This is a genomic window from Acinetobacter sp. 22512, from assembly GCF_052044755.1.
Classification (GTDB): Bacteria; Pseudomonadota; Gammaproteobacteria; order Pseudomonadales; family Moraxellaceae; genus Acinetobacter; species Acinetobacter pittii.
On sequence record NZ_JBQENP010000004.1, the window covers coordinates 99,072 to 112,608 of the forward strand.

Below are 13,537 nucleotides of genomic sequence, written 5' to 3' on the forward strand. Positions count from 1 at the left end.
GGTATGTGAAATGATAATCACAAGTCAAGTTGATCTTTTTGCTTAAAAATTTTTTTAAATGGGGAAGCTGATTATTAAAATTAAAGAAATAACGACAACAATAATTGAAAAAATAAAGCTAAATACAGTCCAGCATTGAAATATTTACTTGAGAAGCTGCTGCAAGCTTAAGCAATCTGTGGTTAAATGCCATTTTTATTGTGTTTGACTTTATACAAGGGAAAAATCATGCGCGCGTACAATTTCTGTGCTGGTCCTGCTGCATTACCTACTGCCGTTTTAGAAAAAGCTCAACAAGAATTGTTGGATTGGCAGGGTAAAGGTCTATCCATCATGGAAATGAGTCACCGTAGTGCTGACTATGTTGCTGTAGCTGAAAAAGCTGAAGCAGATTTACGCAAGTTAATGAACATTCCAGAAAACTATAAAGTACTGTTTTTACAAGGCGGTGCGTCATTACAATTTTCTGCTATTCCTTTAAACCTTTTAGGTAAGAACAGTAAAGCCGATTATATTCACACCGGCATCTGGTCTGAAAAAGCGTTAAAAGAAGCAAAACGTTATGGCGATATTAATGTTGTAGAAGCTGGCATTAAAGTAGATGGCAAGTTCGCAATTTCTGAACAAAGCGAATGGAATTTATCGGACAATGCAGCATACGTACATTATGCGGATAATGAAACGATTGGTGGCTTACAGTTCGCAGGAATTCCTGATGTAAAAGCGCCACTTGTTTGTGACTATTCATCAAGTATTTTATCTGCTCCATTAGATGTCACCAAGTTTGGTTTAATCTATGCTGGCGCGCAAAAAAATATTGGTCCTGCTGGTTTAACAATTGTCATTATTCGTGATGACTTACTTGATCAGGCTAAACCAGAAATTCCAAGCATTTTAAAATATGGTGACCAAGCCAAAAATGGTTCTATGGTAAACACACCATCGACTTACGCTTGGTACTTGTCTGGTTTGGTATTTGAATGGTTGCTAGAGCAGGGTGGGGTAGAGGCTATTCATAAAGTGAACCTTGAAAAGGCTCAGTTGTTATATGGTTATATCGACTCAAGCGATTTCTACAATAATCCTATCGCAATTCCAAACCGTTCAATTATGAATGTACCGTTTACCTTGGCAGACGAAGCTTTAGAAAAGCAATTCTTAAAAGAAGCGGAAGCTAATCACTTGTTGAATTTAGCTGGCCACCGTTCTGTCGGCGGTATGCGTGCAAGTATTTATAATGCTGTACCATTAGAAGGCGTACAGGCTTTAATCAACTTTATGGATGATTTTGCTAAGCGTAATGGTTAAGCAAATCAAATAAATAAAGCCCTCAAATGAGGGCTTTATTTATTGAATAAGTTATAAATTAAAAAGGCACTAAACCAAACTGGTGCATGAATATGGCAGCTAAGAACATACCCAAGACAAAAAAGCAAAACGCACCAGTATCGACCTTTACGCGCAGGCTACTGGATTGAATGAGGCTGGTAGTTTGTTCGGGTATAATCTTCATTCAATAACCTAATTATTAAAATATTAGTGAAATTCAATTAGTTTCACCCTTTTTAGCACAAATAGTCGCCTGAATCCAGATATTACCGCGAATATATTCGCCAATATTAAAGTTTTTATACAAATCGTTTTTGGTCGCAATGCGCACTAATATGGCAGGAAGATCATCTTCTAAAACCAAAGTGACATCATAAAGGGTATATTCTGCCCCCATAAATGTCATAGAGGTTTTACCAACAATATTACCTTGGAACCATGCTTCATCTTCTTGACCAAGATTTTCGCCATATAAATAAGCGACCATTTTAGAAAAATCAACGGTTACAGGTTCTTGATCTTCTGGAGTTTTTGGTTGCCATTCATTAATGAGTTCCTGTAAGTTTTCAGGAGCAACACCATTATGTTCAGTTAAAATTGCATTTAATGCACGGTGATGTTTAATAGAAGCGGGGTCATCAACAATGATTTTTTCACCTGCTGGAACAGGTTCTAATTCATAAGCCCATGCATTAAATTGGACTTGATAGTTTTGATTTTTGTCATATTGACAGTAGTTAACACTAAATAAATTATCAAATGCATAAACGGTTGTATTTTTATTTAGTCTTAAACTCAACACGGCTTGTGTAGCAGAGTCACAAGTAATGATGCGTTCAATTTTCGCATTATATTGATATGGACTTTCAAAACTTGGGAAGGCTGTTTTAAGCGCACGAGGTTTTTGATTTTCAACAGCAATAATTTGATTGATGGTAACTTTTTGGTCTTGTGGACCTTGAATGAGCCAAAAAGATTGATCCATGTCTTCTTCATGTTCACACAAACCCATTGGCATTACAGGTGCATCAAGTGCCAGTCCTAACCATTTTGGTACATCTGTTTCGGGATGGGACGTCAATAGATTCCAATGTTCTCCATGACTACCAAAATTTTGGTCATTTACTTTAATAACTTCTGGACTGTTTTGATTTTTCATAAGCACGATGCTGTTGGGTTCACATTACTTGTTATATTAAATCGAGGGTGTTTACTATTTTTCAAGTCACCATATGTAAATTCTCTTGTAAAAGCGCGTATTTAGTCATTTAAAAAGAAGCGCCGTTTCTATTTATAAGTTAAAAGTACGTTTAATTTATAAAAAAATTAAATGTTGAAATTAAAAATCAGTTTAATCGTTATTTTTACTCACCTTAGAAAAGCATCTGTTAGACTAATATTTTTAGTGGAAATAGAGAATAACGTGCTGCCATTTAAGCTATGGGTAGACGCAGACGCCTTACCGAAAATTTTACGTGAAGTGATTTTACGTGCGTCAGATCGTTATCAATTAGAAGTTATTTTTGTAGCCAATCAAAATGTTGGGATTACGCCTTCAGTACGAATTAAATCAATACAAGTTTTAAGTGGTGCCGACCAAGCAGATAAAGAAATAGTTGATCGTATGACTGAAAATGACATTGTCATTACGCAGGATATTCCACTGGCAGCTCAGGTGATTGAGAAAGGTGGAGTTGCTATTCATCCCCGTGGTGAAGTCTATACAACGGCGAATGTTAAAGCGCGTTTACATCTACGTGATTTCATGGATACGCTCCGTGGTGCAGGTGTGCAAACTGGTGGACCGCCTCCTATTTCCGAACGAGATAAACGTGAATTTTCAAGTTCATTAGATCAAACGATTTTAAAGCAAAAACGTAAAATAGCTAAGTGAGCATCGCATGCCATCGCAAACCAATTTGGCTCTAACCTATGCCTTGTTAGTGTTTATCTGGGCAACAACTCCGTTGGCAATTGTCTGGAGTGTGTCTGATCTACATCTTATGTGGGCATTGTTATTACGCTTTTTTATTGCACTGCCTTTGGCTGTCATCATATTGCTAATTTTGAGAACACCTTTTCCAACGCATCGACAAGCAGTTCATAGCTACATTGCTGGATCTTTTAGCTTAATTGGTTCTCAAATTTTCACTTATGCCGCAACCCAATATTTAAGTTCAGGCATGATTGCGCTTATGTTTGGCTTAGCACCGATTATGGCGGGGCTTATTGGGCGGTTTGCTTTTGGCCAACAACTTTATAAGCTGCAATGGTTGGGTATGGCAATTGCGGTCTGTGGGTTAACTATTATTTGTCTGAGCGGTGCGAATCAGCATGTACACCCGTTTGGTATTGTTCTTATGCTGATCAGTGTGTTTGTTTATTCTTTTTCAATTTTTTGGGTTAAGAAAGTTAATGCGCAGATCCAGCCGATGGCTCAGGCAACTGGTTCTATTTTAGTGTCTTCAATTTTTGCTAGTTGTTTTATTCCATTTATTTGGCAATATGCACCAACACATTTGCCAGAAGCTAAATCTTTATTTGCCTTAATTTATACGGTACTTATGGCATCACTCGTTGCCATGTTCTGTTATTTCAAACTTATACAAAATATTCAGGCAACGACTTTATCTTTAACGACAGTTATTACACCTATGTTAGCGATGATGATTGGAGCTGCTTTAAACCATGAACAACTTTCAATTATGGTTTTTGTAGGTGCTTTCATTATCTTGTCTGGACTTTTTTTATATTTCTACAAAGACATTCAGGCAAACCGGAACTTTGCTCAACATATGAAGTCTAAATAGGAGAAGATTTGGGTAATTTGTTGAGCTTATTCATTAAATTGTTCTAATTCGTAGCGAAATGCACGATCAAATTGATCTCCCAACTCAACTAGTAGAAAATAGCGCAGCAATATAATATTAGGATTGTTAAGGATAAGTCAGAACTTACTGATTTTTAAACCTTAATACAGCATCTAACGGTATGGTCAAATAGTAGATGTGGGTGCAATTTGCCATCAACATCTTATATTTTCCATCAATGACCTTGGATTTAGAAGGTATGTTTAAACCAATCTCACTGTATATAGGGTTGAGATATACTCGCGCAAGACGCAGTAATCATTTTATTTCTTTTATTGCATTGGTTTCGATGGTCGGTTTGACACTAGGTGTCGCTGTGCTGATTACAGTACTTTCTGTCATGAACGGTTTCGATCGCGAATTGAAAAACCGTGTGTTAGGAATGGTGCCACAAGCAACAGTTTCATCTACACAAATCCTCACGGATTGGCCTGAACTCGTGAAGCGAGTTGAACATCATCCACATGTAACAGGGGTTGCACCTTTTACGCAATTGCAAGGTATGTTAACTGCGCAAGGACAGGTCGCTGGTATTATGGTGACGGGTATTGACCCAAAATATGAAAAGAATGTCTCTATTATTCAAAATCATATTGTTGCAGGGAGTTTAGATTCACTTAAAAAAGGTGAATTTGGTATTGTACTTGGTAAAGATATGGCTGATTCATTGGGCTTACGTCTAAATGACAGCGTGACATTGGTTTTACCAGAAGCAACGCCATCTCCAGCAGGTGTTGTACCTCGTTTCAAGCGTTTTAAAGTGGTTGGTATTTTTAGTGTAGGCGCTGAAGTCGACTCTATGGTGGGTTATATCGCCCTATACGATGCTTCAACCTTATTACGTTTACCAGATGGTGCCCAAGGTGTCCGTTTAAAACTAGATGATATTTTTGCAGCGCCGCAAGTTGCTGACGACTTAGTAAAAAGTTTACCAAGCAATTTCTACGCGACGAACTGGACCTATACGCATGGTAATTTATTTAATGCCATTCAAATGGAAAAAACTCTAGTCGGTTTATTGCTTGTCCTTATTATTGTGGTTGCAGCATTTAATATTGTTTCATCATTGGTCATGGTGGTGACTGATAAAAAATCTGATATCGCAATTTTGCGTACATTAGGCGCTTCGCCATCGATGATCACTAAAATATTTATGGTTCAAGGTACCGTGATTGGGGTGATTGGTACAGTTGCAGGTACGGTTTTAGGTGTAATTTTAGCTTTAACCATTAGCGATATCATTTCATGGTTTAACAATGTGTTGGGCTTAAATCTATTTGATGCTTACTTTGTACATTACCTTCCTTCTTATTTAAGATGGCAAGATGTAACGATTATCGTGATTGTTTCTTTACTTTTAAGCTTCTTGGCGACTATTTATCCGGCACTTCGTGCTGCCAAAGTTCAACCTGCCGAGGCACTGCGCTATGAGTAAAATTGTTTTAGAAGCGAAAGAAATATATAAACATTTTGATGACGGAAAATCTAAAGTTGAAGTCATTAAAGGTCTTTCTTTACAAGTTGAAGCAGGGCAGTTTGTTTCGATTGTCGGTGCGAGTGGTTCAGGTAAAAGTACTTTGCTTCATGTGCTAGGTGGTTTAGAGCAGCCAACTCAAGGGCAAGTATTTTTAAATGGTCAGCGTTTTGATAATTTAGGTGAAGCTGAACGTGGTTTTCAGCGTAACCAATACCTCGGTTTTGTTTATCAATTTCATCATTTATTACCTGAGTTTTCTGCGCTTGAAAATGTGGCGATGCCTTTAATGCTTCGTGCAGATAGCCAATTTAAATCTGTAAAAGCGCAAGCTGAATATTTGCTTGATCGAGTTGGGTTATCTCATCGTATGGATCATAAGCCAGGGGAGCTTTCGGGTGGTGAGCGCCAACGTGTGGCTTTAGCGCGTGCTTTAGTCACTAAACCTGCGGTTGTTCTGGCTGATGAACCTACAGGTAATTTAGACCGTAAAACAGCTCTAGGTATTTTTGAATTACTGACCGATCTTAAGAAAGAACTCAACATGGCAATGTTAATTGTGACCCATGATGAGCATTTAGCTCAGGCTGCTGATTCTATTTTGCATATGCAAGATGGACTCTGGGTGAGTGGCACTTAAAAAATTGTCATTAAATCACATTGTTAAAGCCCACTTAGTTGGGCTTTAATTTTGCCCCTAAAAAGATAATGATATGACCTTGAATGTTAAAACTTATTTTAATGGGGTGGATTGGGGGTATTGCATTTATGGGGATAGATATCCCTTTAATAATGCAATATGGGTGGTTAGGTAAAGTTTTGCTTGTTATGGGCTTTATTTTTTATATTTTTAAGAGAAATATTTTCTTAAATCGCCCCATATTAAAAACCATTTACTGTTTAGTCTGCGCTATTAGTTTTTTTACTATAGGACATCAATATGCTCAGTATGCCTTAAATGAAAGATTAGAACTGCGACAAATGCAGCCTAAATCTTTAGATATTATTGTGTATGTCGACCGTATAAGTGAAGAAAAAGAAGATAAGACACAGCAACCCGTTCAGGTATTAGGGCAGTCCTTACATCCCGTCAATTGGCTATTATATTTAAAAAATCAAAAAGTAAACTCGGCCATAGATGAGCCAAAATTAAAATTAGGTCATTATTATCGAATTTCTGGCAAAACCAAACCTGCTCATAGTTACGCAGTGGCTGGTGTTTTTGACCAAGAACAGTGGTTCATTCAACGAAATATAATGTCCGGTTTTAGTGTTCAGCATATTGAGCCTTTAAGCTCTGATGAAATTTATCAGTTGGGTTATCAACATCATTTAAAAGAGCAACAAAAATTCTTTAACAGACAAAAGTTAAATGTAGAAAAGTTGCGCCTAACATTTAGATTAATGTTAAAACAATCTCCTTTGCAAAATAAGGGTCTGTTATTAGCTTTGTTAACAGGGGACGAAAGTCTCTTAAATGATGAGATTAAAAATCAATTTAAGGAATTAGGAATCTCTCATTTGTTAGCCATTTCAGGGCCTCATGTACTCATTTTTGCTATCATGTTGTCTTGGGTATTACATCAATTAATAAGACGTTATTATCCGCAGCTTTATTTGCGTCAACCTAAACAAATTTGGACCATGATTCCATTATGTTTTGGTGTTTTGATTTATACGGCATTTGTTGGTTTTGAAATTCCTGCCTTAAGAACTTTACTCTCAGTATTTTTATTTGCTTCTTTGGTATTGATTAAAGTGCCTGTTAAACCATTTTCACTCTTGGTTTATAGTGCAAGTCTACTTTTACTTTTCGATCCCTTCAGTGTTTTATCCGCAGGTTTTTGGCTGTCTTATGGTTCTTGCTTTATTTTATTACGGATTTATCAAACTATAGAGCAAGCTCCAAATGTTGTTTCAACTAGTCTGTTATCTAGAATCATTCTTTTCAGTAAAATTTTAATTGAATCTCAAGGCAAAATATTTATTGCCTTATGTCCCTTAATGCTGATTTTCTTTCAACAGATTTCATGGGTTGCTCCTTTTACAAATATTATTGCAGTTCCTTTACTCGGAGGAGTGATTGTTCCTTTAAATATTTTTGCAGCTTGTGTATGGCTTATTTTTAAATCATTCGGAAATTTACTTTTTCAAATTAATGACGTCCTGATTAGTATAGTACTGTCATGTTTTAATCTTTTAGAAAAGTTATCTCTACCATTACAAGGTTTTAGCCTGACACCACTTGCTTTAGTTTGCCTTAGCTTCGTTATTATTATCTTATTTTTACCGCGTGGGGTTTTACCAAAATCTTGGGGGCTAATATGCTGTTTACCCTTGATCATTCCAGATAAGTCGTCCCAGCAAGTTCAATTAAATATTATAGACGTAGGACAGGGGCAAGCTATTTTCTTGCAGCACCCGCAGCAGACATGGCTCATCGATACGGGTGGGTCTTATGATGAGAAAGCTTTTAGTATTGGTCAAAATGTGGTGATTCCATATTTACGTCAAAAGGGAATTAAACAACTGGATCACGTCGTACTGTCTCATCTTGATCAAGATCATAGCGGAGCATTTCCTTCAATCGCTCAGGCTTTTCCTATTAAACAAGTCATATCAAATGAACGATGGACAGAGCAAATTAAAGAATCATTTACCTATTGTCATCAAGGTCAAAAATGGCAATATCCACAATTAGATATTGAAATCCTTTGGCCTAAAGAAAAAGATTTAAACTTAGTTTCTTCAAATCAAAATCAATATTCTTGTGTGGTTTATATTCATTTAAAACAGATAAATGGCTATCAAAATTATTTAATTATGGGTGATGCAGGGTGGGAAGCAGAATATCAACTCATGAAAGAATATCCTGATTTCAAGGTAGATGTTCTGGTATTAGGTCATCATGGAAGTAAACATAGTTCAGCTTACGACTTCTTAGCGACGTTAAACCCCAAGCTTGTTGTTGCTTCTGCTGGCTTTAATAATCGTTATGGTCATCCAAGCAAAGAGGTTTTAGCGAGAATACAAGAGCTTAATATTCCATTTAAAAGCACAGTTGAGCAAGGAACATTGAGCTTTGTATCTCGCAATCAAGAGATGGTTTTATACACTCGACGTCTCGAGCGTACTTGGCTTCACAGGAATTTGTGAAGCTTCTGCTTTAAGTCTATCTACAATTTGAAGTGCTTCATTCGGATCAATATTGTAAATATTATCTAAAGCGGGATTTGCTTTAAAACGTTTATAACTCCAGTGATAGTGTTCTGGATAGTGCTGGATCAGTTGTTCAATGGCTTGATGAATAACAAAAGTTCCATCATCGGCACTACCTTCGTAAATCTTCTCATCCATAGGTTCAATATGCATCGTAAAACCGTTGTGTTCATTACGAATCGCATAAAGAAATAATGCTTTGGCTTTTGTTTTTTGGATGAGCTTGGCGCTTAAATTACTTGAGGCAAGTGGTACACCAAAATAATTGATCATATCCCCACCAACATTAGGTGTATGGTCGGGTAAAATTACAGTGGTTTCGCCTTGTTTGAGTGCTTTAAAAATTTGTCGAACACCAGTCTCATCGGTAGGTACCAAGTTGGCTTGTTCACGGCTACGTGCTTCTCGAACAAAACGGTCTGCATCTTCATTTTTTACAGGCTTGTATAAAATAGTCATAGAAGTGAACTGGGCACACCAAGCATTCATGATTTCCCATGTACCAAAATGTGGAACAATCAATACCACACCTTTTTTTGCTGCTAGTGCTTCATGAAAGTAATGTTCACCCTCAATATGGTGAATACGTGAAATATTCTTACTATTTGATGAGCCCCAAATACTTAAAAACTCGAAGTATGAGGTTAACTCGTTACGAATAGCTTGTTGTGTAATATCTATTCGTTGCTGTGGTGTTAAGTGGGGAAGTGCAATTTGTAAGTTAAGTTCTATACTTTTTGATGTTCTAGTAATTTTTAAAGTATTGACTAACCCTGCCAACATACGGGCAATAAAACGTCCAAATTGAATGGGTTGACGGCTAAAAGTTTTGAGTAAGTAATAGTTCATGCTTTTTACATCTAGTTTGGTCATCTATCGCGGTAAAAAGGAGGCAACAAGTAAAAAAAGATAAAAATATTATAAATGAAATCATATAATTTAGACAGTTTTTATCAAATCAACGTATATAATGACATCATTTTAGATTGATTTGGATTGGAATTTTATGTCCGATTGGCCACCAAAACCACAAAATGAACCTATAATCCCTAAACAAAATGGACCAGAATGGCAAATTCTTGAGAAGGCTGTACTCGCTTCAGTAGAAGAGCAACGCCGTAGTCGTCGTTGGGGTATCTTCTTTAAAACATTAACTTTTATTTATTTACTATTCATTATTGTACTCATGGGCAAAGGCTGTTCAACCAGCAAAGAAGGCTCTGCTGTAAGTAGCAGTAGTACTCATTTGGCAGTGGTGGATATTATTGGAACGATTGATGCTTCGAGTAATCAAGCGGTAAATAGTGAAGATACGAATAAAGCGCTTAAACGTGCTTTTGAAGCCTCAAATAGTAAGGCTGTTGCACTTAACATTAACTCACCTGGCGGTTCTCCAGTTCAGTCTGATGAAATCTGGCAGGAAATTCGTTATTTGAAAAAACAGCACCCTGATAAGAAAGTTTATGCCGTTATTGGTGATATGGGGGCATCGGGTGCGTACTATATCGCTTCTGCTGCGGATGAGATTATTGTCAACCCATCAAGTTTAGTGGGCTCAATTGGTGTGATCATGCCTAACTATGGCATTACTGGTTTAGCTCAGAAGCTCGGTATTGAAGACCGCACTTTAACTGCCGGAACGAATAAAGACATTTTAAGTATGACAAAACCGATTGATCCTGCTCAAAAGCAACATATTCAATCTGTTCTTGATAATGTTCATACTCACTTTATTACCGCAGTGAAAGAAGGCCGTGGTAAGCGTTTAAAATCGAATGATCCAGCTATTTTTTCTGGCTTATTCTGGACAGGTGAACAAGCAATTCAATTAGGTGTTGCTGACCGTTCAGGTAATATTACGAGCTTGATGCGTGAACTAAACCTTGATAATAAAGTTGACTACACAATTGAGCGTAACCCACTACAATCCATTTTGGGCCGTATGGGGGCACAAATCGGGCAAGGAGTAAGTGAATCTATTGCTCAAGAGGTGCAGACTAGTCAAAGCGCAAAATTACAATAAATCTGTATTTTTAGGATAACGGTATGTCAGTAAAACCGGTTATACACTTTGCGCATGCTAATGGTGTGCCATCTATGGTGTATCAAAAATTGTTTGATCAATTAAAAGATGAGTATGACGTAATTTATGTTCCACTCATTGGTCCTGACAAACGTTATCCTGTGACTAACCATTGGCCTGCTTTGGTTGATCAAGTTATTGATAGTATTGTGCGTCAGGCGAAAGGACGTAAAGTCATCGGATTAGGCCATTCTCTTGGTTCGGTTTTAACATTAATGGCATCTTTTCGACGTCCTGAACTGTTTTCTCAAGTCATTATGTTAGATCCGCCTCTTATTTTAGGGCGATATTCATTTGCTTTTCATATGGCAAAATTATTTCGTCCTAAATTGGTTGATGCGATGACACCGGCGGGCTTATCTGCACGTCGTCGTGAACACTGGGAGTCGAGAGAGCAGGCTGCTGAGTTACTTCGTCCTAAAGGATTTTATAAAGATTTTGATGAAGATTGTTTTCAGGCTTACATTGATTATGCTTTGAAAGAAGATTCGATTCGCGGTGGAGTAACTTTAACGATTTCTCGTGAAGATGAAGTTGCAATTTTCCGTAAAAATCCTTCTTGGTGGTGGCTGCCTATGCCAAAACCTAAGATGCCTGTGCATTTAGTTGTGGGTAAAGGAAGTGACTTCTTAAAAAGAGGCTTTCCTCAAATGGCAAAGCGAAAAATGGGAATCCCATTTACTGTGGTTGAAGGGGGCCATATGTTCCCTCTAGAGCATCCTATTGATACAGTAAATTCTATAAAGAAATTGATTCATCATTAATTAAATTAATTTAAAGCTTATAAAAAAGGACATGCCAGCATGTCCTTTTTTATTTTTGTTTGCTAGTAAAATACTTTACCAACTTGCAAAACGAATAGGGTCTTTTAGAACTTGATTACGGAAATAGGCTTGCCCATCTTTCCATGTAAGTTGACCGTTACACAGCCACTCTGCAACTTGTGGGTAGATAAAGTGCTCAAGTGTGTGCACTCGATCTGCTAATGAAGCGGCAGTATCATGTTCTTGAACTGATATAGCTGATTGGGCAATAGATTGACCAGAATCCAGTTCAGCAGTTACAAAGTGTACGGTACAACCATGCAAACGATCACCTGTGTTTAAAACACGTTGATGAGTATTCACACCTTTGTAAGCTGGAAGAAGCGAGGGATGTATATTCAGCATTTTCCCTTGCCATTTGTTGACAAAGGTGGATGTTAAGATACGCATGAAGCCAGCTAAAATAACTACATCTACTTCCCAAGCTAAGAGTTGCTGATGCATTGCCTCATCAAAAACTTCGCGCGTTGGAAAGTCTTTATGGGAGATAACAGCGGTAGCAATATTGGCTTTTTGAGCACGCTCTAGGGCATAAGCATCTGCTTTATTAGACAGTACACCTACAATTTGCCCTGATAGATTTGCATCTATCAAGGCCTGTAAATTACTGCCATTCCCAGAGACTAGAACAGCAATTTTTATCATGCAAAGATCACACGAATTTTTTCGTCTGCACCTTCCACTGACTCAGCATTTTCTTGGATATATCCAATTTTCCAAGCTTTTTCACCTTGAGCATTAAGTACTTCAATTGTTTTTTCAGCATCATTTGCATCAACAGCAATAACCATACCTACGCCACAGTTAAACGTACGGTACATTTCAAAGCGTTCTACATTGCCTTCGCGTTGTAGAAGTTGGAACAATTCAGGCCATTCCCAAGAAGATTCATCAATAACTGCTTGTGCACCATTTGGTAATACACGAGGTAAGTTACCTGGTAAACCACCACCAGTAATGTGTGCCATAGCATGAACATCAACTTGTTTGCAGAGTTCAAGAACCGGTTTTACATAAATACGAGTTGGTTCCATTGTTACATCAGCAAGAGGACGACCATCAATCGTTTGAGTTAAATCAACGTTTTTAACGTCTAAAATTTTACGTAGTAATGAGTAACCATTCGAGTGAGCACCACTTGATGCAACACCGATAAGTACGTCACCAGACTTTACTTTAGAGCCATCAATAATTTTGCTTTGCTCAACAACACCAACTGCAAAACCAGCAAGATCGTAATCTTCACCTTCGTACATGCCTGGCATTTCCGCGGTTTCACCACCTACAAGTGCGCAACCTGCAAGCTCACAACCTTTACCAATACCAGTAACAACATTTGCAGCAACGTCAACATTTAAGTGACCAGTCGCGTAATAATCAAGGAAGAATAATGGTTCTGCGCCACAAACTAAAAGGTCGTTTACGCACATAGCCACAAGGTCTTGGCCGATTGTGTCATGACGATTGAGATTAAGGGCCAAACGTAATTTAGTTCCTACACCATCGGTTCCAGAAACTAAAACAGGCTCTTCATAACCTTTAGGAATTTTGCATAGTGCACCAAAGCCACCAAGCCCGCCCATTACTTCAGGACGACTTGTACGTTTAGCGACTGACTTGATACGATCGACCAGTGCGTCGCCCGCTTCAATGTCGACACCCGCATCTTTGTAGCTTAAACCGGTATTTGGGGTAGAAGTTGAGTTGCTCATAAATGAAGTCTCCGCATTGGCGGCAG

General features: G+C 37.8%; 12 protein-coding genes and 1 pseudogene. 8 read left to right on the top strand and 5 right to left on the bottom strand.

The annotated features are described in order from the left end of the window. Positions 1 to 228 precede the first annotated feature (228 nt). Entirely contained in the window at positions 229 to 1,308 is a 1,080-nt protein-coding gene (gene serC, locus ACTJJG_RS06125) for a 3-phosphoserine/phosphohydroxythreonine transaminase (protein WP_017385810.1), read from the top strand. A 238-nt stretch (positions 1,309 to 1,546) separates the two neighbouring features. Here the strand turns inward: serC and ACTJJG_RS06130 are convergent, their stop codons facing one another. After that, positions 1,547 to 2,488 carry a hypothetical protein gene (locus ACTJJG_RS06130; protein WP_002118998.1) on the bottom strand — a complete coding sequence of 314 codons (942 nt, stop codon included), beginning with the start codon at positions 2,486 to 2,488 and terminating at the stop codon, positions 1,547 to 1,549. A 246-nt stretch (positions 2,489 to 2,734) separates the two neighbouring features. Between ACTJJG_RS06130 and ACTJJG_RS06135 the strand changes: the two genes are divergently transcribed. Both ACTJJG_RS06135 and ACTJJG_RS06140 read left to right on the top strand, forming a co-directional pair. Beyond that, entirely contained in the window at positions 2,735 to 3,223 is a 489-nt protein-coding gene (locus ACTJJG_RS06135; RefSeq protein ID WP_080777123.1) for a YaiI/YqxD family protein, read from the top strand. Positions 3,224 to 3,230: 7 nt separating this feature from the next. Then, the gene (locus tag ACTJJG_RS06140) at positions 3,231 to 4,139 is read left to right on the top strand and encodes a DMT family transporter (RefSeq protein ID WP_032070350.1); all 909 of its coding nucleotides are present in this window, start codon (positions 3,231 to 3,233) and stop codon (positions 4,137 to 4,139) included. Between the two features lie 29 nt (positions 4,140 to 4,168). Here ACTJJG_RS06140 and ACTJJG_RS06145 read toward each other — a convergent pair. Beyond that, positions 4,169 to 4,270: pseudogene (locus ACTJJG_RS06145) on the bottom strand (PilZ domain-containing protein); the annotation flags it as partial. Between the two features lie 128 nt (positions 4,271 to 4,398). On the opposite strand from ACTJJG_RS06145, the gene ACTJJG_RS06150 reads away from it, so the two are divergent. From ACTJJG_RS06150 to ACTJJG_RS06160, 3 genes are all read left to right on the top strand, one after another. Continuing rightward, positions 4,399 to 5,634 carry a lipoprotein-releasing ABC transporter permease subunit gene (locus ACTJJG_RS06150; protein ID WP_004790618.1) on the top strand — a complete coding sequence of 412 codons (1,236 nt, stop codon included), beginning with the start codon at positions 4,399 to 4,401 and terminating at the stop codon, positions 5,632 to 5,634. After that, positions 5,627 to 6,313 carry a lipoprotein-releasing ABC transporter ATP-binding protein LolD gene (gene lolD / locus ACTJJG_RS06155; protein WP_032004412.1) on the top strand — a complete coding sequence of 229 codons (687 nt, stop codon included), beginning with the start codon at positions 5,627 to 5,629 and terminating at the stop codon, positions 6,311 to 6,313. The genes ACTJJG_RS06150 and lolD overlap by 8 nt, the downstream gene beginning before the upstream one ends. Before the next feature lie 83 nt (positions 6,314 to 6,396). Next, entirely contained in the window at positions 6,397 to 8,829 is a 2,433-nt protein-coding gene (locus tag ACTJJG_RS06160; RefSeq protein ID WP_372552555.1) for a DNA internalization-related competence protein ComEC/Rec2, read from the top strand. On the opposite strand, the gene ACTJJG_RS06165 is transcribed toward ACTJJG_RS06160, so the two are convergent. After that, complete coding sequence (locus ACTJJG_RS06165; RefSeq protein WP_080612814.1) at positions 8,782 to 9,765, bottom strand: lysophospholipid acyltransferase family protein; 984 nt, start codon at positions 9,763 to 9,765, stop codon at positions 8,782 to 8,784. The two genes, ACTJJG_RS06160 and ACTJJG_RS06165, sit on opposite strands and share 48 nt — an antisense overlap. 133 nt (positions 9,766 to 9,898) lie before the next feature. Between ACTJJG_RS06165 and sppA the strand changes: the two genes are divergently transcribed. Both sppA and ACTJJG_RS06175 read left to right on the top strand, forming a co-directional pair. Beyond that, positions 9,899 to 10,915 carry a signal peptide peptidase SppA gene (sppA, locus tag ACTJJG_RS06170; RefSeq protein WP_032055172.1) on the top strand — a complete coding sequence of 339 codons (1,017 nt, stop codon included), beginning with the start codon at positions 9,899 to 9,901 and terminating at the stop codon, positions 10,913 to 10,915. A 23-nt stretch (positions 10,916 to 10,938) separates the two neighbouring features. Continuing rightward, positions 10,939 to 11,739: an alpha/beta fold hydrolase gene (locus ACTJJG_RS06175; RefSeq protein ID WP_017385815.1), complete on the top strand. Its 801-nt coding sequence runs from the start codon at positions 10,939 to 10,941 to the stop codon at positions 11,737 to 11,739. 75 nt (positions 11,740 to 11,814) lie between these two features. Here the strand turns inward: ACTJJG_RS06175 and purN are convergent, their stop codons facing one another. Beyond that, complete coding sequence (purN, locus tag ACTJJG_RS06180) at positions 11,815 to 12,444, bottom strand: phosphoribosylglycinamide formyltransferase (protein WP_032055175.1); 630 nt, start codon at positions 12,442 to 12,444, stop codon at positions 11,815 to 11,817. Next, complete coding sequence (purM, locus tag ACTJJG_RS06185) at positions 12,441 to 13,511, bottom strand: phosphoribosylformylglycinamidine cyclo-ligase (protein ID WP_032055177.1); 1,071 nt, start codon at positions 13,509 to 13,511, stop codon at positions 12,441 to 12,443. The genes purN and purM overlap by 4 nt, the downstream gene beginning before the upstream one ends. Positions 13,512 to 13,537 lie beyond the last annotated feature (26 nt).

Bases quoted from the DNA above. Each gene is read 5' to 3' on its own strand.
- ACTJJG_RS06175 (WP_017385815.1), top strand. From the start codon at position 10,939: ATGTCAGTAAAACCGGTTATACACTTTGCGCATGCTAATGGTGTGCCA.
- ACTJJG_RS06140 (WP_032070350.1), top strand. From the start codon at position 3,231: ATGCCATCGCAAACCAATTTGGCTCTAACCTATGCCTTGTTAGTGTTT.
- ACTJJG_RS06130 (WP_002118998.1), bottom strand. From the start codon at position 2,488: ATGAAAAATCAAAACAGTCCAGAAGTTATTAAAGTAAATGACCAAAAT.
- purM (WP_032055177.1), bottom strand. From the start codon at position 13,511: ATGAGCAACTCAACTTCTACCCCAAATACCGGTTTAAGCTACAAAGAT.
- lolD (WP_032004412.1), top strand. From the start codon at position 5,627: ATGAGTAAAATTGTTTTAGAAGCGAAAGAAATATATAAACATTTTGAT.
- serC (WP_017385810.1), top strand. From the start codon at position 229: ATGCGCGCGTACAATTTCTGTGCTGGTCCTGCTGCATTACCTACTGCC.
- purN (WP_032055175.1), bottom strand. From the start codon at position 12,444: ATGATAAAAATTGCTGTTCTAGTCTCTGGGAATGGCAGTAATTTACAG.
- ACTJJG_RS06165 (WP_080612814.1), bottom strand. From the start codon at position 9,765: ATGACCAAACTAGATGTAAAAAGCATGAACTATTACTTACTCAAAACT.
- ACTJJG_RS06160 (WP_372552555.1), top strand. From the start codon at position 6,397: ATGTTAAAACTTATTTTAATGGGGTGGATTGGGGGTATTGCATTTATG.
- sppA (WP_032055172.1), top strand. From the start codon at position 9,899: ATGTCCGATTGGCCACCAAAACCACAAAATGAACCTATAATCCCTAAA.
- ACTJJG_RS06150 (WP_004790618.1), top strand. From the start codon at position 4,399: ATGTTTAAACCAATCTCACTGTATATAGGGTTGAGATATACTCGCGCA.